At 62.4% G+C, this 22,684-nt stretch carries 24 protein-coding genes; 14 read left to right on the forward strand and 10 right to left on the reverse strand.

Translation table 11 applies throughout. The features are described 5' to 3' along the window. The first annotated feature begins 122 nt into the window (after positions 1-122). The 4 genes from VUN82_21580 to VUN82_21595 are packed head-to-tail and all read left to right on the forward strand — an operon-like array spanning position 123 to position 4,007. Positions 123-1,292, forward strand: coding sequence for a SpoIIE family protein phosphatase (locus VUN82_21580; protein XAS71643.1), 1,170 nt, complete (start codon positions 123-125; stop codon positions 1,290-1,292). Between the two features lie 19 nt (positions 1,293-1,311). Continuing rightward, positions 1,312-3,273 (forward strand): glycosyltransferase family 2 protein, encoded by a 1,962-nt coding sequence (locus tag VUN82_21585; protein XAS71644.1) that lies wholly within the window; start codon positions 1,312-1,314, stop codon positions 3,271-3,273. Further along, positions 3,263-3,595: an STAS domain-containing protein gene (locus tag VUN82_21590; protein ID XAS71645.1), complete on the forward strand. Its 333-nt coding sequence runs from the start codon at positions 3,263-3,265 to the stop codon at positions 3,593-3,595. Before VUN82_21585 ends, VUN82_21590 begins: the two co-directional genes overlap by 11 nt. Beyond that, positions 3,588-4,007: an ATP-binding protein gene (locus VUN82_21595; GenBank protein XAS71646.1), complete on the forward strand. Its 420-nt coding sequence runs from the start codon at positions 3,588-3,590 to the stop codon at positions 4,005-4,007. Before VUN82_21590 ends, VUN82_21595 begins: the two co-directional genes overlap by 8 nt. Before the next feature lie 245 nt (positions 4,008-4,252). Here VUN82_21595 and VUN82_21600 read toward each other — a convergent pair whose 3' ends face one another. Next, positions 4,253-5,347 carry an alanine--glyoxylate aminotransferase family protein gene (locus tag VUN82_21600; protein ID XAS71647.1) on the reverse strand — a complete coding sequence of 365 codons (1,095 nt, stop codon included), beginning with the start codon at positions 5,345-5,347 and terminating at the stop codon, positions 4,253-4,255. A gap of 157 nt (positions 5,348-5,504) precedes the next feature. Between VUN82_21600 and VUN82_21605 the strand changes: the two genes are divergently transcribed. The 6 genes from VUN82_21605 to purM all read left to right on the forward strand — a co-directional run bounded on the left by VUN82_21605 (position 5,505) and on the right by purM (position 10,688). Beyond that, a complete protein-coding gene (locus tag VUN82_21605) occupies positions 5,505-6,335 on the forward strand; it encodes a phosphatase PAP2 family protein (GenBank protein XAS71648.1) in 831 nt (276 codons plus the stop codon). Between the two features lie 154 nt (positions 6,336-6,489). After that, positions 6,490-6,999, forward strand: a complete 510-nt coding sequence (uraD, locus tag VUN82_21610) for a 2-oxo-4-hydroxy-4-carboxy-5-ureidoimidazoline decarboxylase (protein ID XAS71649.1) — start codon at positions 6,490-6,492, stop codon at positions 6,997-6,999. After that, positions 6,996-7,337, forward strand: a complete 342-nt coding sequence (gene uraH / locus VUN82_21615; protein XAS71650.1) for a hydroxyisourate hydrolase — start codon at positions 6,996-6,998, stop codon at positions 7,335-7,337. The genes uraD and uraH overlap by 4 nt, the downstream gene beginning before the upstream one ends. 89 nt (positions 7,338-7,426) lie before the next feature. Next, complete coding sequence (locus VUN82_21620) at positions 7,427-7,771, forward strand: hypothetical protein (GenBank protein XAS71651.1); 345 nt, start codon at positions 7,427-7,429, stop codon at positions 7,769-7,771. A 134-nt stretch (positions 7,772-7,905) separates the two neighbouring features. After that, positions 7,906-9,534, forward strand: coding sequence for an amidophosphoribosyltransferase (purF, locus tag VUN82_21625; protein ID XAS71652.1), 1,629 nt, complete (start codon positions 7,906-7,908; stop codon positions 9,532-9,534). After that, positions 9,531-10,688: a phosphoribosylformylglycinamidine cyclo-ligase gene (gene purM / locus VUN82_21630; GenBank protein XAS71653.1), complete on the forward strand. Its 1,158-nt coding sequence runs from the start codon at positions 9,531-9,533 to the stop codon at positions 10,686-10,688. The genes purF and purM overlap by 4 nt, the downstream gene beginning before the upstream one ends. 75 nt (positions 10,689-10,763) lie before the next feature. On the opposite strand, the gene VUN82_21635 is transcribed toward purM, so the two are convergent. The 3 genes from VUN82_21635 to VUN82_21645 form a co-directional block, all read right to left on the reverse strand. After that, complete coding sequence (locus VUN82_21635) at positions 10,764-11,534, reverse strand: VOC family protein (protein XAS71654.1); 771 nt, start codon at positions 11,532-11,534, stop codon at positions 10,764-10,766. Continuing rightward, entirely contained in the window at positions 11,531-12,313 is a 783-nt protein-coding gene (locus VUN82_21640; GenBank protein XAS71655.1) for a VOC family protein, read from the reverse strand. Before VUN82_21640 ends, VUN82_21635 begins: the two co-directional genes overlap by 4 nt. 303 nt (positions 12,314-12,616) lie before the next feature. Then, complete coding sequence (locus VUN82_21645; GenBank protein ID XAS71656.1) at positions 12,617-12,841, reverse strand: DUF3073 domain-containing protein; 225 nt, start codon at positions 12,839-12,841, stop codon at positions 12,617-12,619. A 384-nt stretch (positions 12,842-13,225) separates the two neighbouring features. On the opposite strand from VUN82_21645, the gene VUN82_21650 reads away from it, so the two are divergent. Beyond that, positions 13,226-14,005 (forward strand): septum formation family protein, encoded by a 780-nt coding sequence (locus tag VUN82_21650; protein XAS71657.1) that lies wholly within the window; start codon positions 13,226-13,228, stop codon positions 14,003-14,005. Between the two features lie 9 nt (positions 14,006-14,014). Here the strand turns inward: VUN82_21650 and clpB are convergent, their stop codons facing one another. Next, on the reverse strand, positions 14,015-16,672 hold the full coding sequence (clpB, locus tag VUN82_21655) for an ATP-dependent chaperone ClpB (protein XAS71658.1): 2,658 nt from the start codon (positions 16,670-16,672) through the stop codon (positions 14,015-14,017). A 205-nt stretch (positions 16,673-16,877) separates the two neighbouring features. On the opposite strand from clpB, the gene VUN82_21660 reads away from it, so the two are divergent. Next, on the forward strand, positions 16,878-17,213 hold the full coding sequence (locus VUN82_21660) for a hypothetical protein (protein XAS71659.1): 336 nt from the start codon (positions 16,878-16,880) through the stop codon (positions 17,211-17,213). A gap of 23 nt (positions 17,214-17,236) precedes the next feature. Here the strand turns inward: VUN82_21660 and VUN82_21665 are convergent, their stop codons facing one another. Genes VUN82_21665 through VUN82_21680 form a run of 4 tightly spaced genes read right to left on the reverse strand, consistent with a single transcriptional unit; the run spans position 17,237 to position 20,337 of the window. Next, entirely contained in the window at positions 17,237-18,316 is a 1,080-nt protein-coding gene (locus VUN82_21665; protein ID XAS71660.1) for an ATP-binding cassette domain-containing protein, read from the reverse strand. Further along, complete coding sequence (locus VUN82_21670; GenBank protein XAS71661.1) at positions 18,313-19,134, reverse strand: ABC transporter permease; 822 nt, start codon at positions 19,132-19,134, stop codon at positions 18,313-18,315. Before VUN82_21670 ends, VUN82_21665 begins: the two co-directional genes overlap by 4 nt. A gap of 7 nt (positions 19,135-19,141) precedes the next feature. Beyond that, positions 19,142-19,930, reverse strand: coding sequence for a molybdate ABC transporter substrate-binding protein (gene modA, locus VUN82_21675; protein ID XAS71662.1), 789 nt, complete (start codon positions 19,928-19,930; stop codon positions 19,142-19,144). Next, positions 19,927-20,337, reverse strand: a complete 411-nt coding sequence (locus VUN82_21680) for a TOBE domain-containing protein (GenBank protein ID XAS71663.1) — start codon at positions 20,335-20,337, stop codon at positions 19,927-19,929. The genes modA and VUN82_21680 overlap by 4 nt, the downstream gene beginning before the upstream one ends. A 302-nt stretch (positions 20,338-20,639) precedes the next feature. Here VUN82_21680 and VUN82_21685 point away from each other — a divergent pair, with 302 nt between their 5' ends. Continuing rightward, entirely contained in the window at positions 20,640-21,509 is an 870-nt protein-coding gene (locus VUN82_21685; protein ID XAS71664.1) for a DUF4031 domain-containing protein, read from the forward strand. Further along, positions 21,506-22,270, forward strand: a complete 765-nt coding sequence (locus VUN82_21690) for a 2-phosphosulfolactate phosphatase (GenBank protein ID XAS71665.1) — start codon at positions 21,506-21,508, stop codon at positions 22,268-22,270. The genes VUN82_21685 and VUN82_21690 overlap by 4 nt, the downstream gene beginning before the upstream one ends. Positions 22,271-22,279: 9 nt before the next feature. Here VUN82_21690 and VUN82_21695 read toward each other — a convergent pair whose 3' ends face one another. Next, the gene (locus VUN82_21695) at positions 22,280-22,681 is read right to left on the reverse strand and encodes a YccF domain-containing protein (protein ID XAS71666.1); all 402 of its coding nucleotides are present in this window, start codon (positions 22,679-22,681) and stop codon (positions 22,280-22,282) included. Positions 22,682-22,684: the final 3 nt, after the last annotated feature.

Here is a 22,684-nt window from a genome sequence, read left to right on the forward strand (position 1 = left end):
AAGGGAATCCCTCTCGCACATAACTGCACAATTTTTGTAACGCCCGCCCATGATTGTGAGCGGGCGTTACACGTCTCTTTACTAAACGTGACAAAAGGCCCGCGGCAGTAGTTAATGGAGCCATGGTCTCAACCGCGTCCCCTCGCCATGCTGTAGTCGTAGAAGATGACGCCGATATCCGTGGCCTCCTCGTTTTGGTCCTTGAGCAGCTCGATTTTGTGGTGACGGAAGCGCCCGACGGTCTTTCCGGCGTCGAGGCCGTCCGCAACACCAACGCCGAACTGGTGACGCTGGATATCAACCTCCCGGACATCGATGGCATGGAAGTTTGCCGGCGCCTGCGGGAGTTCTCGGACGCCTACATCTTGATGCTCACCGCCCGTGCCGACGAGATTGACCGGCTCAACGGTTTGGACACCGGAGCGGATGATTACGTCAACAAGCCGTTCAGCCCCAAGGAACTGCAGGCCCGCATCCGTGCACTTTTCCGCCGGGCCCGAACACCCGCTGCACCCGCCGAGGACACCCGTCAGACTGACGAACTCGCCCGCGCTGCGGTTGTGCAGACGAGCCTCCTCCCGCAGGAAACTGTCCGGCTGAAGGATTACGACGTCGCTGGTGCCTTCCGCCCATCGCGCAGCGTGGGTGGGGACTTCTACGACTGGTACCAGACCGGCGACGGGATGCACCTGACGTTCGCCGACGCCATGGGCAAGGGCATGGGCGCGGCCTTGATAGCGGCCACTGTCCGCGCCGTCATGCGGTCAGTGGCGGACACCCCTGCAATTGCTGACGCCTTCGAGTCCGCCAGCGCCACACTGACCTCCGATCTGGACCAGTCCGGGTCCTTCGTGACCATGTTCCATGCTCGCCTGGACAGTGCCTCGGGCAAGCTCAGCTATATCGACGCCGGTCATGGACTCGCTCTGCACGTTCCGGCCGAGGGGGCGGCACGGAGATTGGTATCCGCCGGGCCACCTGTCGGGATACTGGAAGAACAGCAATGGCCGGCCGCGGAACTACAGCTGGAGCCGGGCGATTCCCTCGTGATCGTCAGCGACGGCGTCCTCGACGCTCACGATTCCCTTGAAGAGTTCGTGAGGAACGTAGAGAAGGCGGCGAGGAGCAGGGGCACCTCGGACGAGGTCTGTGCTGCCCTGCTGGAGCTTGCACCGGCGGACACAGCGGAAGATGACGTGACTGCCGTCGTGGTTCATCGACGGCGTGAGGTTGGCCGGGATGTTGGGCTGGAAGGCAACCACAGCGGAGTAGCTCAGACAATCCGGCACTAGTCACACAAAAGGGGGGAACGTGACGCGATTCTGGACTCGGCTTTGTGTTGTCCTAACGGTCATTCTGGGCGTGAATTACGTCGCGTGGCGCTGGCTGGCTTCCCTGAATTGGGAAGCGTGGTGGATCGCTGTTCCGCTGGTGATTGTAGAGACGTACAGCCTTATTGACGTGATGCTATTCGGCCTGACGGTCTGGAACCTGAAGATTCGCAAGCCACCGCCCGCGGCGCCGGATAACGCGACGGTGGACGTTTTCATCACCACGTACAACGAGCCGCTGGACCTGGTGATGACCACCGCCCTCGCCGCCAAGGGCATACGCTGGCCGCACAGTACCTGGATTCTGGACGACGGCGACCGACCTGAGATGCGCGAGCTCGCCGAGTCGAACGGGATCGGTTACGTAACCCGCGGCGCCGACTGGACGCCGGACATGCCGCGGCACGCCAAGGCCGGCAACCTGAACAACGCGCTCATGATTACGTCGGGCGAATACCTGTTGATCCTCGACGCCGACCAGATCCCGGAGCCGGACATCCTGGACAAGACGCTGGGCTACTTCAACGATGACCGCGTGGCGTTGGTCCAGACGCCCCAGTACTTCATCAACGTTCCCGCCGACGATCCCCTGGGCAGCCAAGCACCCCTCTTTTATGGCCCGATCCAGCAGGGCAAGGACGGCTGGAACGCGGCGTTCTTCTGCGGCTCCAATGCGATCCTGCGCCGGGAAGCCCTCATGCAGCTTGGTTTGGTGGGATACGTCAAGGCCACGGAGAAGAGTGTGCGCCGTGCTCTGGCTGCGTCGCGGTCTGCCATCAAGAAGGCCCGGCGTTCGGCAGAGGCGGAGAACCCGCTGGTGGAGCAAATGCTCAACGAGGTGGAAGCCGCCACCGAAAGCGCCCAGCAGGAGCTCGAAGCCGGGGCATCCCTGAGCGAGATCACGTACCGCGTACGCCGCAAAGTGGACGACGCCGTTCGCACGCTCGTGGCCGCCGACTTCTCAGCGCTCCAATCCGACCTCGAAGAAATCGCTGCCATGGAACTGGCCCACGTCGGCGAGTCTGGCGTCACGACAGTGGCAAGTGACGCCGTCGACCGCATGTCCGGACGCGACTGGTCTCCGCTGGGCGCCCTCGAGTCCGTTCACGCAGTCCTGGACGCCATCTCCGTGGAACGAACCGACGAAGCCCAGCCCATCATGCCCTTGGCCACCATCTCCGTCACTGAGGACATGGCTACGGCGATGCGCCTTCACGCCCTTGGCTGGAAGAGCGTCTACCACCACGAAGTCCTCGCCAACGGCCTGGCTCCCGAGGACATCAAAACCATGCTGACCCAACGCCTTCGCTGGGCCCAAGGCACCATGCAGGTCCTCCTGCGCGAGAACCCGTTGGTCCAACGCCGCCTCGCGTGGGGCCAGCGGCTCATGTACTTCTCCACCATGTGGAGCTACCTGAGCGGTTTCGCGGCCGTCGTCTACTTTGCGGCGCCCATCATCTACCTGACGCTCGGCATCCTCCCCGTCAGCAGCCTGAGCCTCGAGTTTTTCGCCCGTTTCATCCCGTTCATGGTGGTAAACCAGATGCTGTTTGTGATCGCCGGACACGGGATCCCCACCTGGCGCGGGCAGCAGTACAGCCTCGCGCTGTTCCCCACCTGGATCAAGGCCTGCACGACGGCGGCACGTAACGTCTGGTTCGGCCGTCCCCTCGGGTTCGCCGTCACCCCCAAGGCCCGGCAGAGTGGCGGCCCCAGCTGGAGCCTGATTCGTCCCCAGATCATCGTTGCTGTGTTGCTGGCCGTTGCTCTCGTTGTCGGGCTGGCGCGGCTTCTTTCTGGCCTGTCGGAGCCCCTCGGAACCCTGGTGAATGTAGCGTGGGTAGCTTACGATCTGGTGGTCCTCAGCGTGCTGGTCAAGGCTGTTTTGTACAAGGGATTTGTTCCTGAAGTCTCCGAAGAGAGGAATGCTGATGCAGTTTAGCTACGAGGTCAAAGACTCCTACGCGGAGGTGAAGAGCGTCGGCCGGTTGAATATGGTGGCCGCTCCGAAGCTGCGCGAACTAGTGGCCGAGGTTGTGGCGGGTGGGTCCAGTCGCGTTGTGGTGAACCTTGAAGAGACCGACTTCATGGATTCCTCGGGCCTCGGAGCCCTCATCGGTTGCCTCAAAGCGACTCGTCAGGCAGGCGGCGATTTGCGGATCTCGGGTGTGCAGCCACAGGTCAAAATGGTCCTGGAACTGACCAACATGGACCGCGTTCTCACCGCATACTCCTCAGCCGAGGAGGCGTTCGGAAATGACTGAGGTCATCGCACGCAGGGGATTCCGCGGCCTGTCCAACGAAGAAGCCATCGAAGCCATCCATGCCGAGCTTGATGCTTTGTGGGACGACGCCTCCTTCGTCCCGGACATGGACCGGATGACCTTCACCACCGCCGTCATTGAGGCCGCCGCCAACATCGTGCAACATGCCCTTCCCGTGGCCGAGAAGCCCGTGGAGATGGGTGTGGACATCAGCGTCCGGCCCAGCCGCCTTCAGGCGCGCGTCAGTGCCTACAACGCCCGCGAGCCCTTCGCCGAGGACATGCAGGCCAACATGCCGGACGAGGACGCCGAATCCGGACGCGGTCTTGCTCTCATCGAAGCCTTGGTGACCACCGTAACCTTCGAACGCCAAGACGGAACCAACACCTGGATCCTGACCCGCGAAACCTGACCTTCTCTCACATCCACCGGCCTTTCCGGCGATGCTCTCTCACACCCGGCGCCTGTGATCGCGGGCGCGGTGTGTTCTGCCCATCGTAAGACGCTAGGCACCTGTAACCATTGATGGTCGGCGCAACCGCCAAAACCAATCACGATCTGCGAGAGCATCGGCCCAAACCGGTCACGATCTGCGAGAGCATCCGAAGTACTGACGTTCTCTCACATAATCGCCGATTTCCCGGAACGTTCTCTCACTTACGCCTTGTCGATGGCCTCTTTCAACGCGCCCAACACCAAAGTCACCGACGCCCGGTTCGCGTTCGGCCCCATCATTCCGATGCGCCAGACCGTATCCGTGAACTCGCCCACCCCGGAACCGATCTCCATACTGAAGTTCTCCAGAAGGTAAGCGCGGACGGCGGCCGAGTTGACGCCGTCGGGCACTTTCACGGTGGTGAGGCTCGGCAGTCGGGCGCCTTCGGCCGCGAACAGCTCAAGTCCCATCTCCTGCAGGCCGCTCTGCAAGGCAGCGCCGGCAGCGCGGTGGCGGGCTTGGACGACGTCGAGCCCCTCGGCGAGGATGCGGTCGAGCGCGGCTTCGAGACCGGCGATCATGGTGACCGGCGCCGTGTGGTGGTACGTACGGGCACCGCTGGCAGCCCCGACGTAGCCGCCGAGCAGGCCGATATCCAGGTACCACGAGCGCGGATCCTTGACGCGACGCTCAAACGCGCGGTCGGACACGGTGAATGGCGAAAGCCCTGGCGGAACGCCCAGGCACTTTTGAGTCCCGGCATATCCGACGTCGATCCCCCAGTCGTCTGCCAAGAGCTCCAGTCCGCCGATGGACGTCACGGCGTCGGTGATCAGCAAGGCGTCGCCCTTTCCTGCCCCCAGCGCAGCGATGTCGGAGAGGACGCCGACGGACGTTTCAGCATGGACGGCCGCAATCACCTTCGGATGAGGATGGGCCGAGAGCACCCGATCTGCATCCACCGGCTGGCCCCACTCGTGGTCGACCCGAACGACACTTGCCCCGCACCGCCGGGCGACCTCACACATTCGCGCCCCAAAAAGTCCATTGACAGCGATCACCGCCACATCGCCATCGGACACGGTGTTCACAAAAGCGGCCTCCATGCCGCCCGAACCTGTGGCACTCAACGGGAGCGTGCGCGCATTCGAAGTACCCCAGACAGCCCGCAAACCCTCGCATGTACGGTCCAAGCGTTCGATGAAGACCGGATCCAGATGGCCGAGCACTGGATAGGCCAGTGCAGCCATGGCCTCGGGGTAGCAGTTGCTCGGACCGGGACCGAACAGGAACCTTGACGTCAGAATGTCGGGCATGTGCGAACTCCTTCAGCTGGTTCTCGTCATTCTGCCCCAGGGTGCCGTGCGGTGCGAGTCTCCAAGCCCCGAGCCTCCAAGCCCAAACTGCTAAGGTTACTCATCAATGCGGAGGCCGCCACGGTAAGGGGACAGCCGCCACAGTGAGGGGACAAGGGTGACGACTGAAGGAAATGAGCAGCCAGAGAAGGGCGTCCGCGGCGAGGTAACCCAAGACCGATTCGTTGCGGGACAAGATCTCACAAGGTGGAACACCCGGATTGGCCGTGTCCTGGCGGGGGCTGCACAACGAATCACCAAACTTCTGGGCCCTTACGCAGCGCTGATCATCACGTTGGCTGTGGGACTTCTCATTGCCGTCTCCCTCGCAGTGGCTTTCGGCGAGGTCTACGAGTCGGTCACCGAAGCCGACGGGGTCGCGGGCCTCGACCACCCTGTCCTTGACGCAGCCAAGACCGTTCGCTCCCCTGCAGTGGACCTTGCCATCACCGCTTACACGAATGTTGGCGGCACGGTTGGCATGCCGATCATCGCGGTGGGGATCATGATTGCGTTGGCCACGAAGCGCCGCTCTTGGACTCCTGTCATCCTGATGCTGACAGCGGGCCTGGGCTCACTGCTGATGACGATTCTGGGCAAGCCTCTGTTTGGCCGCACCCGCCCTGACCTCGCGGACGCCATTCCTCCGTACGAGCACTCGCCGTCGTTCCCCAGCGGCCACTCCCTGAATTCCATCGTGATCGCAGGAATCGTGGCCTACTTGATCATTCTTCGCCTCAAAACGGCCAAGGCCAGAATCATCACCGTCGTCCTTGCATCAGCGTTTGCCGCGACCACGGGCTTGAGCCGCGTCTACCTCGGACACCACTGGCTCACAGATGTCCTGGCCGCGTGGGCTCTCGGCATAGCATGGCTTGCCTTGGTCATTACGGCGCACCGCCTCTACCTCACTGTGAGAACGCGGCGCCCCGACGCGGTACTCTCTTGACACCAGAGCAAGTGCTCGGCTTAACTATTTACGTATGCTGAAATAACAGTTCCATGATGCGGAAGCAATGAGAAGCAAGCTTCCTCCTGCTAAAAGGTAGGAGTTCCGCATAGCCCACACCATGGATGCCAGCATTTGCACGAGGATGACAAGCATGGAGCTTGCAGTATTCAACAGTGTTGACCGGGACGAGGCCATCAGGACCCTGACCCCTTGCCTGGATATCAGCCGCTGGGTTGAGGACGTCGCCGACGCCCGACCCTTCACGAGCGTCGACGAACTGCTGGGTCAGGCCCGCCAAGCCGCCGAGCCGTTCACGCCGGAAGAGGTGGAATCCGCGCTCGCCCACCACCCCCGGATCGGCGAACGACCCAAGGCCCAGACCACCGAGGCGGCCATGTCCCGTTCGGAACAATCCGGAGTGGACCCCAGCGACGACGGCACAGCCGCCGCCCTCGCCGAGGGGAACCATGCTTACGAAGAGAAGTTCGGCAGGGTCTTCCTGATCCGCGCGGCAGGACGCAGCGCGCAGGAGATCCTGAGTTCCCTTCAGGAACGCCTCACCCACACCCCCGAAGAAGAAGACGCAATTGTGGCTGGCCAGCTGCGGGAGATCGCATTGCTGCGACTCTCAGGCGTGATCAGCGAAGGAGAAAATGCATGAGTGTTTCACAGGTAACCACGCACATCCTGGATACCGGTTCCGGTCGCCCGGCGGCGGGGGTCGCCGTCGTACTCTACGTCCGCGAAGGCGATAACTGGACTCTGATCGCAAAGGGCGAGACCGATGCCGACGGCCGTATCAAGGACCTCGGTCCGGAGCGGATTCCGGGCGGCGCTTACCGTCTGAACTTTGCCACAGGCACCTACTACGAGGGCCTCGGCACGGAAACGTTCTTCCCGGAAGTGGATTTGAACTTCACGGTTTCGGACGCCGGCGAGCACTATCACGTGCCGCTGCTGCTGAGCCCGTTCGCGTTTTCGACGTACCGCGGTAGCTGATTCAACGCCGAGGTGGCAGTTAATGCCAATGTTCAGCGAGGACATTGGCATTAACTGCCACCTCGGCGAGGAACGGTAGGCTTGAAGGCATGGCTTCTGAGGACACCAACGCCCAATCCGGAAACGGCACTGCCCGCCGCGAAATCACAGTTCGCCGCGCACCCAAGTTCGTTCCGTTCATGATTCTCGGTGCCATTGTGGGTGCAATCGCCGCCGCCTTCATCGCGTATGGCCGTCCCGCGGACCCCGCCTTCGACGCCAGCACCGTCTTCGGCTTCTTCCTGGTGGCCTGCGTTTCCGGAGGCGTCATCCTGTTCTCGATCCTCGCCCTGGTTCTGGACCGGATCAGCGTCAAGCGGTCCAAGCGTGCCGTAGTGGAAGCCGTCCCGGATTCGGTTCCGGATGAGGGTCCAGAGCACGACGGCGGTCGCTAGGCAGGCAGCCCGACGCACCTCTTTCGGGGGTGCTGTTGTGAGACACACCGCATTTTTGCCAAATGAAGCCTGTTCGCGGGGTCACAAAGCCGGAGCGGGAACTTACCACGGCCACAACATGAGACAATCGACCAGTGGCACGTGGCGACGGAAAACTTTCTCATGATCTTCTCCCCGGCGAAAAAGGCCCTCAGGACGCTTGTGGCGTCTTTGGGGTCTGGGCTCCCGGTGAAGAAGTAGCAAAACTCACCTATTACGGGCTGTATGCGCTGCAGCACCGCGGACAAGAATCGGCTGGTATTGCTACCAGTGACGGCAAGCGCATCAACGTCTATAAAGACATGGGCCTCGTGTCCCAGGTCTTCGATGAGACGACCCTGAACACCCTCACCGGGCACCTGGCCGTTGGCCACTGCCGGTACTCCACCACTGGTGCAAGCCACTGGGCCAATGCGCAGCCCACCTTGGGCGCAACCGCGACCGGCACGGTTGCCTTGGCCCACAACGGCAACCTGACCAACACCGCTGAACTCCGGGAAATGATCCTTCAGCGCAATGATGGCCAGTTGACCGGTGAGATGAAGCAGGGCAACACCTCGGACACCGCCTTGGTGACCGCACTCCTTGAGGGCGAAGAGGGCAAAACCCTGGAGCAGACCGCGTTGGAGCTGCTGCCCAAGATCAAGGGTGGCTTCTGTTTCGTCTTCATGGACGAAGGAACGCTCTACGCCGCCCGCGACACCTACGGCATCCGGCCGCTGTGTCTGGGCCGCCTGGAGCGTGGCTGGGTTGTTGCTTCGGAGCAAGCCGGCCTGGCCACAGTTGGTGCGAGCTTCATCCGTGAGATCGAGCCCGGCGAGTTCATTGCCATCGATGAGGACGGCGTCCGCTCCCAGCGTTTCGCCGAGGCAACGCCTGCCGGCTGTGTCTTCGAATACGTTTACCTTGCCCGTCCGGATGCTGCCATCGCCGGCCGCTCCGTGTACGAAGCCCGTGTTGAGATGGGCCGCCAGTTGGCCCGCGAGAACACCCACGAGGCCGACATCGTCATTCCAGTTCCCGAATCCGGCACCCCCGCCGCAGTTGGTTATGCGGAGCAGTCCGGCATCCCCTTCGCTCATGGCTTCGTCAAGAACGCCTACGTGGGGCGCACCTTCATCCAGCCATCGCAGACGCTGCGCCAGTTGGGTATACGCCTCAAGCTCAACGCCTTGGAATCCGTCATCCGGGGCAAGCGCGTTGTTGTTGTGGATGACTCGATCGTCCGTGGCAACACGCAACGCGCCATCGTGCGGATGCTCCGCGAAGCAGGTGCCGCTGCTGTCCACGTGAAGATCTCCTCTCCCCCGGTCCAGTGGCCTTGCTTCTACGGCATCGACTTCGCCTCCCGCGCAGAGCTGATTGCCAACGGCGCCACGATCGAGGAAATCTCCCAGGCAATCGGAGCCGACTCGCTGGCCTACATCTCCGAAGACGGCATGATCGGCGCAACCCAGCAGCCGCGCGAACGCCTCTGCACCGCCTGCTTCACCGGCCAGTACCCGATTGAGCTGCCGCATGCCGACAAGCTGGGCAAGAACCTGCTGGAGCGCACGGATCTCGGCGGACTGCCCGCTGCTGAGTCCCTCTCAGTGGACGACTCCGAGGATCCGGCCGAGAAGCCCGGCGCTACGGGCTGCGATCCTGGCCCGGATGCCGAATTCGAGAACCTGCTGACCGACGCTGATCGTTTGACCGACGCCGACAAGAAAGAGTCTGTATGACCTCCGCAACCCCCGCCGCTGGAAGCACCCCGAATTCAACGGGCATCACCTACGCCTCCGCGGGTGTCGACGTCGAAGCGGGAGACCGCGCAGTCGAGCTCATGAAGGATGCCGTGAAGGCGACCCACAACACCTCGGTGATTGGCGGCGTCGGCGGTTTCGCAGGCTTGTACGATGTCTCGAAGCTGCTGACCTACAAGAAGCCGCTGCTGGCCACGTCAACTGACGGTGTGGGCACCAAGGTTGCTATTGCGCAGGCCATGGACATCCACGACACGATTGGTTTCGACCTCGTGGGCATGGTCGTGGACGACATCGTGGTGGTTGGCGCCGAGCCCCTCTACATGACGGACTACATCGCTTGCGGCAAGGTTGTCCCCGAGCGCATTGCGGACATTGTCCGCGGTATCGCAGCTGCTTGCTCCGTTGCCGGCACCGCCCTGGTTGGCGGCGAGACCGCTGAGCACCCGGGCCTGCTAGGTGAGCACGAATACGACGTCGCGGGTGCCGCTACCGGTGTTGTCGAAGCTGACGCCTTGCTCGGTCCGGACCGGGTCCGCGGCGGAGACGTCGTGATTGGCATGGCCTCCTCGGGCCTGCACTCCAACGGCTACTCTTTGGTCCGCCGCGTCATAAACCACGCTGGCTGGGCCTTGGATCGCCAGGTTTCCGAGCTCGGCCGCACACTTGGCGAAGAGCTCCTGGAGCCCACGCGCGTCTACGCAGCCGACTGCCTGGACCTCGCCCGCACGTTCCCGGTCTCAGCCGGCCAGGCCGTCCACGGGTTCAGCCACGTCACCGGTGGTGGCCTGGCAGCCAACCTGGCGCGTGTCCTCCCGCAGGGCCTGGTTGCCACTGTTGACCGCAACACGTGGGAACTGCCGGCTATCTTCAAGCTTGTTTCCGAGCTTGGCAATGTGCCGCTCGCCGACCTTGAGCGCACGCTGAACCTCGGTGTCGGCATGGTGGCAATCGTGTCCCCGGAAGCCGCTGACGCAGCCGTGGCACGCCTCAACGAGCGCGGCCTGCCGTCCTGGATCATGGGTACGGTTACTGCAGATTCTGACTCGATCGACAAGACAGGCCCGGACTACGTCCAGGGTGCCAAGGGCGTCGACGGCGGTGCCGTACGTTTGGTGAACGCCTACGCATAGGCGCGCTTCCTCTTAGTTAAAGACGGCCGGGCAGTTGATCTCAACTGCCCGGCCGCTCTTTTTTGTTTTTGCTGTTCAGATCTGGATCAAGCTGAGAACGCCGCCCTGGGGATCCCGGATAGTAGCCAGAGATCCTGCTTCTGGCCTGTCTTCCGGCTCCACAAGCACGATTCCACCCGCGGCTACCGCTACTTCGGCGGCTTGACGAACATCCGCCACTCCGAAATAGATCTGCCAACCGGCTTCTTCCCCCTCTTCGGCAGGGACAATCCCGGCCACCTCCTCGCCTTTGACCATCAGCGTGCTGTAACTGCCGCCGTCGTCCTGGGGATATTCGGTGACTTCATGCCCGAAAAGCTGCTGGAAAAAAGCGATGGCGGCCTGCGGTTCCGGAGTCAGCAGCTCAGCCCAGGCCAAGGCGCCGGCCTGATTGAACAGATGGCTTCCAATGTGGGTGCCCGCTTGCCAGATCCCCGTTGTCCCGCCGCCGGGCGCCTCGATGAACGCCAGGACGCCTGTATCGGCAACCTGCTCCGGGCCAAACTCGAGCTTCCCACCAGCATGGACGGCGTCTTCCGCTATCTCCTCGGCGTCCGTTGCAGCGAGGTAGATGTTCCACTGTCCATGCTTGCCCGCAGCCTCCTGCATGGGGTTCTGCGGAGCGATGACCGCCACCAGGTCCTTGCCAACAAAGGCCTGAGCGTAGCTGCGACCGTCAGGTGTAGGGAGGTCCGTGAATGTCCAGTCGAACAGCTTGCCGTAGAACTCCTTGGCTGCGGGTACGTCCGGGGTCTGCAGATCGGCCCAACAGGGTTCACCGCTTGAATAATGCGTCCGGGAAGTCATGCGGCAAGTCCTGTCATGATGCTGAATGCGGCGCCGGCGGGGTCCATGAGCACAGCCATTCGTCCGACACCGGGAACATCGAAAGCCGGAGCGATTACGTGCGCTCCAAGCTCAACGGCCCGCTCCACTCCAGTATCTACCTCCTCGACGCCGAAATACGTCATCCAGAACGGCGAGAGTCCTTCAATGGGCAGCTTGAGGGCACCGGCAATCCGCTTTCCTTCCACGAGCAGGCTGGTGTACTCCTGAAGATCTCCAGCGGGTGTGGTTTCGCTGCTGCACCCCGTGACGGCCTCGTAGAACTTCACGGCCTTGGGGACGTCGTCCGTCTGTAGTTCGTTCCATATCATGGCGCCAGGCTCGTTGACCAAACCGGATCCGGGATGCGTTCCAGCTTCCCAGAAGCCGATCTGTGCACCCGTGGGATCTATGGCGAAGAACATCCGTCCGCTGCCATTCGGCACGTCGTCAGGCTCGAACAAGATCGACCCGCCTGCCGCCACAGCCCGTTCCGCTGCCTCATCCGCTGAGTCCACGGCAATGTAGTTGGCCCAGTAGGACGGCATTCCCTCCGGCGCATCCGGCATTTGCTGCATCATGCCGGCAACGTTCCGGCCGTGGAGTTTTGCCATGTAGTAAGTCAGGCCGTTGCCGGCGTCCATGGGATCCAGCTCCCAGCCGAAGAGCTCACTGTAAAACCTCCGGGAAACCTCGACGTCGGTGGAGGACAGGTCCACCCAACATGGTGTCCCCTGCTTGTAACTCTCGACCGCCGGCATGCCGCTCCCTTTCCTAGCAACGCGGGGTCACTTGTGGCCCATGTTGAGGCCTGAAATGGGCCCTAACTGACCCCGCGTCGGAGTCCATGGGGACTACGCTATGGCGCTTCCACTGCTTGCGCCAGACGTGGGCCGCATTACCCCAGTGGTACTGATGCGAAAAAAGGCCCGCAGGGTACGCCAATGAATGGCGTGCCCTGCGGGCCTCTTTCAGAGATATTCGGCATCCGAAGATGCGCGACGACCTTAATGTACGACGGCGGTACGCAAGTCAGTGCCAGAGGCACCGATTGTTTGCGACAGCTATCCGATACGGCGGGTGTCTACCTCGTCGTCATCGTCTTCCGCGTACTTGTCCTCATAAGCCGAGTAGTCCGGCTCCGGGGGATCTTCGGGGAAGTGGCTCTTTACACGACTCGATGGGCCCGTGAGCTCACGCTCAAGTGCCGAGTAGTCAGTGTTCGGGGAGTAGTACTTGATGTCCCGAGCCTGCTTGGTAGCTTTTGCCTTTTGACGGCCGCGCCCCATGGCGTGACCCCCTTTTGTACTTGGACCGGAGGTGGTCACCTTGGCTATCGGTGAGGCCCCGGAATGTTTGGTCAATTTGTCGTATGTCTAGATTACATGCTTTCGAGGGTGCCTGCGTGCCACCCCGGACCTGCATCGGGTACAACTACGGTCCAAACCGCTCCCCACCACCTCCAATACACCAAAAAATTGGGTAGAGTCTGCCTCAATGCGGCTCCAAAGCAGGAAGGCAGACTCCGGGATATGAGCGAGGACAACACCCCACCACGTGATGATTCACCGCGCGAAAAACGCGATAAAGGAGAGGCCGGGGTGCCACCTGCGCCCAGGGTACCGCCCACGCCGCCGCAGGCCCCAGGTGTGCAGCCGAAGCAGGCCCCAGGTGTGCAGCCGAAACAAGCCTCGGAAACACAGCCCGAGGCTTCAGGCCTGCAGCCTGATCCTGCACCGGACCTTGATCCGGACTTCGTACCTAATCCCAGCGACCAGCCTGATCCTGCGTTGCCGGCATACTCCGATCAGTCCCAGCACCCCGGCAAGCGGGAGCAGCCCGGCCAGCCAGACTACTCCGGCCAGCCAGAGTACCCCGGCCAGCCCGGGGATCCCTCCCGGACAGGGGATCCCCTCCAGCAGCCCCAACCCGCCCCGCACAGGGATCCGGTAAAACGCCAGCGTTTTGTCATCGGCGCAATCGTGGTCGGTGTCCTGGTGCTCATCGGCGTCGTGATCTGGGTGCTGCTGAACCTGTTGGGTACACGGCCTCAGGCTGTTGTGTCTACCCCGAGCCCCACGGCAAGCCTTGGCCCATTACCGCGGGATACAGAAGCCAAGGATTTCCAGGTAGGCGATTGCTTTGCCGACTTCGACCCCAACGCATCCAAAGCCCGGGCCGTGCCCTGTGACACCGAGCATTCAGCCCAACTGGGCGCCGTCCACACATACCCAGCGGACGATTCCTTCCCCGGCACGAACGCGCTGAAGGACAAGGGCCGTGAAGTCTGCGGCGACGTAAAGCTGAATCACGCGGCGGCCGATAAGTACGTACTGCTCCAGCAGAACGTCTACCCAAGCACCACCAGTTGGGATCGGGGCGACCGCCGCGTTGATTGCTTCATCGTTGTGGATTCGGGCAACACCATCAAGGAAGACCTCCTCAATAAGTAGCCCGCCGACCTACTTCTTCCGAACCAGTAGCCCAGTGCCCACAGACGGGCCGCCGTCAGGACCTGTCAGCGACTCAAATCCCTCAATGGTGAGTTCATCGACGTCGGCCGCAGTATCCACCAAGACGGTGTCGCCATCGGTGATCGTTCCGGCAAGGATCTCCTTGGCCAGGCGGTCTCCGATTTCGCGCTGGACGAGACGTCGCAGAGGCCGCGCGCCGTACGCCGAGTCATAGCCGGACATGGCGAGCCAGGCGCGGGCTCCGTCGCTCACCTCGAGGGTCAAGCGGCGGTCCCGCAGACGCTTGGTGAGTTCGGCAACGTGAAGTTCCACGATCCGGGCCAGCTCCTCGACGGACAGGGGGTCGAACAGCACGATCTCGTCCAAACGGTTCAGGAACTCTGGCTTGAACGAGGCCTGTACCACGGCCATGACGGCATCACGCTTGGCTTTGGCATCCAGGGACGGGTCCACCAGGAACTGGCTTCCGGAGTTGGACGTCAGCACCAGGATCGTATTGCGGAAGTCCACCGTCCGCCCTTGACCGTCTGTGAGGCGGCCGTCGTCGAGAACCTGCAGGAGGATGTCGAACACCTCTGGATGGGCCTTCTCTACCTCGTCGAGCAGCACAACAGAGTATAGGCGGCGACGGACGGCTTCTGTCAGCTGACCGCCTTCCTCGTAGCCGACGTATCCCGGAGGTGCACCTACCAAACGCGCAACGGAGTGTTTCTCTCCGTACTCGGACATATCGATCCTGATCATGGCCCGTTCGTCGTCAAAGAGGAAGTCTGCCAAGGCCTTTGCGAGCTCGGTCTTGCCGACGCCGGTGGGGCCAAGGAACAGGAACGAGCCCGTGGGACGGTTGGGGTCGCTGATGCCCGCGCGTGCACGACGAACGGCGTCCGAAACTGCCTGTACGGCCTTGGTTTGGCCGATCAGGCGCTTACCGAGTTCCTCCTCCATGTGCAGCAGCTTTTGTGATTCACCCTGCAGCATGCGCCCAGCGGGAATGCCGGTCCACGCCGAGATAACCTCCGCAATGTCGTCTGCTGTCACATCCTCTGCGACCATGAGTTCGGGCTTTGCGTCGCCGCGCGCGGATTCCTCCTCAGCAGCCGCATTGAGCTCACGTTCGAGGGCAGGCAGCTCGCCATAAAGTATCCGCGACGCCGACTCAAGGTCGCCTTCGCGCTGGTACTTTTCGGCGGCTGACCGCAGTTCGTCGATCTTGGCTTTGAGGTCACCAACCCTGTTGAGTCCGGCCTTCTCAGCTTCCCAACGGGCGTTGAGGGCCCTGAGTGCTTCCTTCTTGTCCGCCATGTCAGCGCGAAGGGCAGCCAACCGCTCAACGGATGCAGGATCAGTCTCGCCCTGCAGGGCCAGTTCTTCCATGGTGAGGCGATCGACGGAACGGCGGAGTTGATCGATCTCTTCCGGCGCTGAGTCAATCTCCATCCGAAGCCGTGACGCGGCCTCGTCTACGAGGTCGATCGCTTTGTCCGGGAGCTGACGGCCCGAGATGTACCGGTTGGACAGGGTTGCAGCTGCCACCAGGGCAGAGTCGGCGATGGCCACCTTGTGGTGGGCCTCGTACCGTTCCTTGAGGCCGCGCAGAATGCCGATGGTGTCCTCGACGCTCGGCTCGCCCACGTAAACCTGCTGGAAGCGGCGTTCCAAGGCAGGGTCCTTCTCGATGTTTTCGCGGTACTCGTCCAGGGTGGTGGCACCAATGAGCCGCAACTCGCCGCGGGCCAGCATCGGCTTGAGCATGTTGCCCGCATCCATCGCGCTGTCGCCCGTTGCGCCAGCTCCAACTACCGTGTGGATTTCATCGATGAATGTGACGATCTGGCCGTTGGAGTTCTTGATCTCCTCCAGAACCGCTTTGAGCCGCTCCTCGAATTCACCGCGGTATTTGGCGCCCGCAACCATGGAGGCCATGTCCAAGGCAATGAGGGTCTTGCCGCGGAGGCTCTCCGGGACGTCGCCGGCAACCATGCGTTGGGCGAGGCCCTCGACTACCGCGGTCTTACCTACGCCAGGCTCACCAATCAGTACCGGGTTGTTCTTGGTGCGCCGGCTCAGGACCTGAACCACGCGACGGATTTCGCTGTCACGCCCAATGACCGGGTCCAGCTTCCCTGAGCGGGCAATAGCAGTGAGGTCCGTGCCGAACTTCTCCAAGGCCTGGAACGTATTTTCGGGATCCGGCGAGTTGACCTTTCGATCGCCCCGGACACCCGGCAGCGCGGCAAGCAGTGCTTCGTGGGAGGCACCGGCGTCGCGCAATAACTTTCCAACCGTGTCACTGCCAGCCGAAAGCCCCAAGAGCAGGTGCTCAGTAGAGACAAAGGAATCGCCGAGTTTGTCGGCCTCATTCTGGGCAGCCTGGATGGCCTGCATGGACTGCCGGGAGAGCTGGGCTTGCTGGACCGAGCTGCCCGAAGAGGACGGCAGCGACTTGATGGCCGAACTGGCCTGAACGCTCACGGCATCAGGATCGGCACCCGTGGCGCGCAGGAGTGCAACAGCAACGCCCTCGCGCTGGTCCATGAGGGCCTTCAGCAGGTGTGCTGGCTCCAATTGCGGGTTGCCGGCAGTAGAGGCATTCATGGCGGCCGCAGAAAGGGCCTCCTGGCTTTTGGTGGTGAATTTGACGTCCAACGAAAGCTCCCTTTCTGGAGTAAGACCAATACTTTCAAAGTTGAGTCTACTACGCTCAACTTTGCTTTGTGGCCCATGTGTTCCATGTTTGCCCACGGCGAAACACCTGTCCAGACGAAACCATGGCTATGTGAATAACAGGGGTCTACGATCAGGCAGTGACAGGGTGGAACCACTAACAAATACCCGCAACAAAGGACACGACATGACTAAGTACGTGGCGCTTTACACCGCTCCCCAGTCCGCCGAATCCGCAATGGAAGAAGCCTCCCCCGAGTCAGCAGCCGAAGGCATGAAAGTCTGGATGGACTGGGCCAACAAGGCCGGCGACGGGATCATCGATCTTGGCACGCCTCTGGGCGGAGGTAAGGAAGTGGCAAACTCAGGTGTCTCCGATACCAACACAGGCGTAGCGGGGTACACCATCCTCCAGGCCGAAAACATGGACGGCGCCCTTGCTCTCCTGGAGGGCCACCCGCACCTGATGATGCCCGGAGCCAGCATCCAGGTCGACGAGGCCCTGGACATTCCAGGCATGTAACTGCCAACCAGGCGGGGCTGGCCTCACGCCGGATAGATCGAGACCAGCGCGGACTTCACGACGAACCGCACGTCCACGCCCGGTGCCAGGCCGAGATCGGCAGAGGCAGCAGGAGTGATGTCTGCGGACAATGTGCCGCGCTTCCCCGCGCCCGGTCCGCCCGCCCTGACGCGGATCTGGTCGCCGTGCGGCTCCAAGTCACTGACGGTGACAGGAAAGGAGTTGCGTGGGCTTCCGTGCACTTCGCCAAGAAAAACGGAAACGGCCGACGGCGGGAAGGCCGCCACGCCTGCCTGGCCGAGTGCAGGTGACCACTCCGGATCGTGGTGTCCGGCGAAAAGCCGGCCATCCGGCGTCGTGATTCCCTGCTCGGAGATGATTCCGCTGACGAGGTTCAGTCCTGCAAGCCCGGCCGCAAAGTGGCTCCGAGGGCGTTCGAGGACTTGGCGGGTTGGGCCTTCCTCGGAAATCCGCCCGTTCTCCACGACAATGACGCGATCGGCGAGCATGTAGGCGTCCAGGACGTCGTGCGTGACGATGATGGCGTTGCGTCCATCCAGGACCCGTTTGAGGACGCGGCGCAGCAGTGGTGCGGCATGGATATCCAGGGCCGACATCGGCTCATCGAGGAGCAATAACTCGGGCTCCGTGGCGAGCGCCCTAGCAACGGCCACACGCTGTGCCTGACCACCGGACAGCTCTGCTGGTTTGCGGGACTCCAGATGAAGGGCGTCCACCTCAGTCAGCCAAAGCCGGGCGGTTTCGCGGGCCGCGGCTTTGGCTGTGCCCTTGCTGCGGGGCCCGAAGGCGACGTTGTCCAGCACGTTCAGGTGCGGAAACAGCAGTGCCTCCTGAGCGAGCAGCGCAGTGCCGCGCAGGTGCGGGGCGTTCCACTGGTGATTGCCGCCGTCGAGGTCAAAAAGCTGCCGGCCGCCAATCTGTGCACTCCCGGAATCTGGCCGCAGAAGGCCCGAAATCACCCCAAGAAGAGTTGATTTTCCGGCGCCGTTGGGACCGAGAATGGCTAGCGTTTCGCCATCGGAAAGCTTGATTGACATCTCGAAGTTGCGGGATATAAGGCTCGCTTCCAGTTCAAACGTCATGGCTGGACGTCCGCAGGGGCGTTTGCGCCAGTGTTGCTGGGGCGTCGACCGTAGCTGAGGCCAACTACTGCCGCGGCCACCGCCACCAAAACCAGAGACAGAGCGACGGCGGCGTCGGGGTCAGTTTCGCGCTGAAGGTAAATCTCCAAGGGAAGAGTGCGCGTGACGCCTTGCAAGCTGCCGGCGAAGGTCAAGGTAGCGCCAAACTCTCCGAGGCTGCGCGCGAAGGACAAAACGGCGCCCGACGCGAGCCCCGGCAGGACCAAGGGCAGTGTGACGCGGCGCAGGACGGTGGTTGGCCGCGCGCCCAGGGTCGCCGCCACGGCCTCATACTTGCTTCCCGCAGTCCGCAGGGCGCCTTCGAGGCTGACAACCAAGAACGGCAAGGCCACGAATGTTTGTGCAAGCACCACGGCGGTAGTGGAGAACGCGATCTGAATTCCGGCCATTTCGAGCGACTTCCCCAGCAAACCTTGCCGCCCGAAGGTGTAGAGCAGCGCGATACCTCCGACGACGGGCGGCAGCACGAGGGGCAACAGCACCAAGGAGCGCAGCAGCCTCTGCCCGGGAAACTCCCCGCGGGCCAGGACAAGGGCCAACGGCACACCAAGCACGATGCACAACAGGGTGCTTGCTGCTGACGTCCTCAGGCTCAGGCCCAACGCATCGAGCGACGATTCCGACGTGATGAGCGGAAGGAACTGGGACCAGTTCACGCGCACCAGCATCGCGAGCAGGGGAAGAATCACCAGCAGACCGCCCGCAACGGCGATCACGTAGATCCACCGTGGGATGCCGTGGTATCCAGTTCGATTCATTGCGTTCCTACGAGGGGCCGAAGCCAGCGTCGCCCAGAACCTTCTGCCCCGCGCTGCCGGTGACCATGGCAATGAAGGCGCGGGCGAGGTCCTTGTTTTTGCTGGTGCCCACAGTGGCGATCGGATACGTATTGACGGCCTTGCCGGACTCCGGAAACGGTATGCCCTTCACCTTGCTCCCAGCACCCTTGATGTCCGTCACGTAAACCAGCCCGGCGTCGGCTTCCTGCGAGACGACCTTGCCCAGCACATCACTGACTGATGACTCTTCGCTGACCGGGCTCAACGTGGTCCCCGAGGCCTTCTCTATCGTCTCCGCGGCCGCACCACAAGGAACCTGGCTGGCACAGACCACAACTTTGACGCCGGGCCTGGACAGGTCCGCGAAGGAAGAGATCGACGCCGGGTTGCTGGGCGGGACAGCGATCTCCAGTATGTTCGTGGCAAAGTTTGTCGCGGTGCCGTCCACGAGTTTTGCGTCCGAGACCTTGGTCATGTTCTTGGTATCGGCTGAGGCAAACACATCAGCTGGTGCACCCTGGGTGATTTGCGTTGCCAAGTCTGAAGAACCGGCGAAGCTAAGGTTCACTTTGGTGCCGGGGTTTTTGGCCTCGAAGTTCTGGGCAAGTTGGGTGAACGGTGCTTTGAGGGACGCTGCGGCGAAGACGGTGATGGTGCCCCCCAGCTGATTCCCGGTTGCCGTTGGGCCTGCGGCGTTTGAAGCACAGCTCGCCATACCGGCCGCCACGGCGACCGCGACTAAGAGCGCCATGGCTTTCGTGCCAGTGTTCCTCATACGACGCTCTTTCCCTGAGGCGTTTCGATGATGACAGTTGTGGCCTTCACCACCGCTGTAGCCACTGACCCAAGTTCCAGACCAAGCTCGCGCACGGCTTCACTGCTCATCAGCGACACCACACGGAACGGCCCACATTGAAGCTCCACCTGTGCCATGACTTTGTCCGCGGTAATGCCCGTGACCAGACCGACGAAGCGGTTCCGGGCCGAGCTGCCTGTACGGGCGGGATCGTCCGGAAGGTGCGACTGATCGCGGGCAACCTTGGCCAGCTCCAAGCCATCCACAGCGAGTCGGCCCGCGGCGTCCTTCCGGGCGGTAAGTGTTCCGTTCTCGGTCCACCGCCTCACAGTGTCGTCGCTGACACCAAGGAACCGGGCTGCTTCGGAGATCCGTATTTGCGGCATGAAAATATTCTAAGGCAGTATTTGCGGATTCTATTGTGTGATAGCTCCGCAAAACGGAATGTTACTGTCTAGTTCCAAGCGAGAGCGCCGCTGGTGCGCTGGGCGGCAAACGGTGCGGGCCGCCGTCGTACTCTATCCGGCGTGGAGTCATAGCCGTAACCTGTTGCCAAGGAACTCCTACGCTCCTTCCCAGTTGCTGTGACCACACGGGCAGTGAAGCCTGTGCTTCCGGGGCGGACGCTCGGCGGTAGCCGCTCCGACGACCGGTAACTGGGAAGGATCGTTTGGCTTACACTTTGCCAATGGCCGTATATGTCGATCCGCCCCTGTGGCCCGCCCACGGCACCGTGTTTTCACATCTGGTATCAGACAAGTCCTTGGACGAGCTTCACGCTTTCGCCGAGGCGGCCGGAGTCCCCGAAAGGGCGTTCGACGGCGACCACTACGACGTTCCTGAACGCCGCTACAACGACCTCGTAGCGGCTGGAGCCATTCCCGTGGAGGCAAGGGTCCTGGTCCGGAAACTCATCGCGAGCGGCCTTCGCATTCCAGCACGCGATCGCAGCAAAGCCCTCACCGTTCCGCTGATGGAGCGATGGAACAGCACCTACCCCGGGCACGAGGAACTCGGTTTGGAACTACTGGAACGGTGGGGCGAGGACGGCCGTAAGTACCACAGTCGGACCCATTTGCTGGCCGTCCTCGAAGCCCTGGACATTTTGACGGAACCCGCCCTCCCTGCCCGCACAGTCACGCTGGCGGCCTGGTTCCACGACGCCGTCTATGAAGGTGTCGCGGGGCAGGACGAAGAAGAATCCGCGCGGCTTGCCGAGGACCGACTGACTGCTGCACGGCTTGCCCCGGAAGATGTCGCCGAGGTGGCCCGATTGGTCCGGCTCACCGCCGAGCACAATCCCAAACCCGGCGACCACGCCGGAGCCCTCCTCTGCGACGCCGATCTCTCCGTACTCGGAGGTAACGAACAGTCCTACGCGCGCTACCTGGCCGCAGTCCGGGAAGACTATGCCCACGTCAGCGACGACGACTTCGCCAAGGGGCGTGCCGCCGTCGTGCGTCATCTGCTGTCACTGGACCCTCTCTTCCACGGTGAGCGGGCCAAGGCGCTCTGGCTTGACGCAGCCCGCCGCAACCTCACCGCCGAACTCGGATGAGCGAACCGGGAGCGCCCCAGCGGCAGTTGCCGTACTCGGTCCGGTTCGAATGGGGGCTCGACGGCGCCCGCGCCATAGTGCCACGGGCGGACCTTGCTGTTGTGGTTGACGTCCTTTCCTTCACGACGTGCGTGAGCGTCGCCGTGGATCGTGGGGCGGCCGTTTTTCCCTACCCGATGCGCGATGCTGCGGCGAGTGAGTTCGCCGCTCATCATCAGGCTGCGCTGGCCGGACCGCGTGGCGGGGAGGGGTTGAGTTTGTCTCCGGCGAGCCTGCGTCATGCGCCGCATCTTGAGCGTGTAGTCCTGCCGTCACCCAACGGCTCGACGCTGAGTCATGAGCTCGCCAACTCCGCACGACAAGTAGTGGCTGTATGCTTACGCAACGCCGCGGCGACCGCCGACTGGGTCCATGCCACACTGCCTCCGGATGCGGTGATTGCTGTGATCGCCGCAGGTGAGAAGTGGACCAATGGCTCGCTGCGGCCAGCATTGGAGGACGAGCTCGGAGCGGGAGCATTCATCGCCGGATTGGCAGGATCGGGGCGCCGGAATTTCTCACCTGAAGCCGGATCTGCGGCGGCGGCCTTCGACGCCGCCGAGCCCAAGCTGGCCTCGGTGCTGCGCGGTTGCTCCAGCGGGCGGGAACTAATAGATGGGGGCTTCATTGAAGACGTGGCAATTGCCGCCGAGTTGGATGGCAGCACGGTGGTTGCTTTGCTGACGGATGGGGCTTTTCAGGGCCTCCGCCCGACCGATTAGACCGGCGAGCTAGCGATAGGTGCTGACGAACGGCTGGTTGGTCGGCACAATCTGCTTGCCGAGAGGCATGAGCGACACCGGGATCAGCTTCAGGTTAGCGATAGCCAGCGGGATACCGATGATGGTGATGGCCATGGCGAAAGCCGTAACCACGTGGCCGATCGCAATCCAGATACCAGCAACCAGTAGCCAAATCACGTTGCCCAGAAGTGCGAAGACACCCGTTCCGCCGGGCTTCTCCACCACCATCCGGCCAAACGGCCACAAACAATATGCGCCGATCCGGAACGAAGCGATGCCCCAAGGAATGGTCACAATGAGCACGCAGCAGATAATGCCTGCTGCGAAATAGCCCAGTGCCAACCAGAAACCACCGAAGACCAGCCAAATGATGTTGAGCAGCGTTTTCATAGT

This window comes from Micrococcaceae bacterium Sec5.1 (assembly GCA_039636795.1).
Lineage (GTDB): Bacteria > Actinomycetota > Actinomycetes > Actinomycetales > Micrococcaceae > Arthrobacter.

Excerpts from the sequence above, each read along its gene's own strand:
- VUN82_21595 (XAS71646.1), top strand. The coding sequence starts at position 3,588 with ATGACTGAGGTCATCGCACGCAGGGGATTCCGCGGCCTGTCCAACGAA.
- VUN82_21580 (XAS71643.1), top strand. The coding sequence starts at position 123 with ATGGTCTCAACCGCGTCCCCTCGCCATGCTGTAGTCGTAGAAGATGAC.
- purM (XAS71653.1), top strand. The coding sequence starts at position 9,531 with ATGACCTCCGCAACCCCCGCCGCTGGAAGCACCCCGAATTCAACGGGC.
- VUN82_21670 (XAS71661.1), bottom strand. The coding sequence starts at position 19,134 with ATGAATCGAACTGGATACCACGGCATCCCACGGTGGATCTACGTGATC.
- VUN82_21660 (XAS71659.1), top strand. The coding sequence starts at position 16,878 with ATGACTAAGTACGTGGCGCTTTACACCGCTCCCCAGTCCGCCGAATCC.
- uraD (XAS71649.1), top strand. The coding sequence starts at position 6,490 with ATGGAGCTTGCAGTATTCAACAGTGTTGACCGGGACGAGGCCATCAGG.
- modA (XAS71662.1), bottom strand. The coding sequence starts at position 19,930 with ATGAGGAACACTGGCACGAAAGCCATGGCGCTCTTAGTCGCGGTCGCC.
- VUN82_21620 (XAS71651.1), top strand. The coding sequence starts at position 7,427 with ATGGCTTCTGAGGACACCAACGCCCAATCCGGAAACGGCACTGCCCGC.
- VUN82_21645 (XAS71656.1), bottom strand. The coding sequence starts at position 12,841 with ATGGGGCGCGGCCGTCAAAAGGCAAAAGCTACCAAGCAGGCTCGGGAC.
- VUN82_21685 (XAS71664.1), top strand. The coding sequence starts at position 20,640 with ATGGCCGTATATGTCGATCCGCCCCTGTGGCCCGCCCACGGCACCGTG.
- VUN82_21695 (XAS71666.1), bottom strand. The coding sequence starts at position 22,681 with ATGAAAACGCTGCTCAACATCATTTGGCTGGTCTTCGGTGGTTTCTGG.
- VUN82_21680 (XAS71663.1), bottom strand. The coding sequence starts at position 20,337 with ATGCCGCAAATACGGATCTCCGAAGCAGCCCGGTTCCTTGGTGTCAGC.
- VUN82_21600 (XAS71647.1), bottom strand. The coding sequence starts at position 5,347 with ATGCCCGACATTCTGACGTCAAGGTTCCTGTTCGGTCCCGGTCCGAGC.
- VUN82_21635 (XAS71654.1), bottom strand. The coding sequence starts at position 11,534 with ATGACTTCCCGGACGCATTATTCAAGCGGTGAACCCTGTTGGGCCGAT.
- VUN82_21640 (XAS71655.1), bottom strand. The coding sequence starts at position 12,313 with ATGCCGGCGGTCGAGAGTTACAAGCAGGGGACACCATGTTGGGTGGAC.
- VUN82_21590 (XAS71645.1), top strand. The coding sequence starts at position 3,263 with ATGCAGTTTAGCTACGAGGTCAAAGACTCCTACGCGGAGGTGAAGAGC.
- VUN82_21665 (XAS71660.1), bottom strand. The coding sequence starts at position 18,316 with ATGACGTTTGAACTGGAAGCGAGCCTTATATCCCGCAACTTCGAGATG.
- VUN82_21690 (XAS71665.1), top strand. The coding sequence starts at position 21,506 with ATGAGCGAACCGGGAGCGCCCCAGCGGCAGTTGCCGTACTCGGTCCGG.
- uraH (XAS71650.1), top strand. The coding sequence starts at position 6,996 with ATGAGTGTTTCACAGGTAACCACGCACATCCTGGATACCGGTTCCGGT.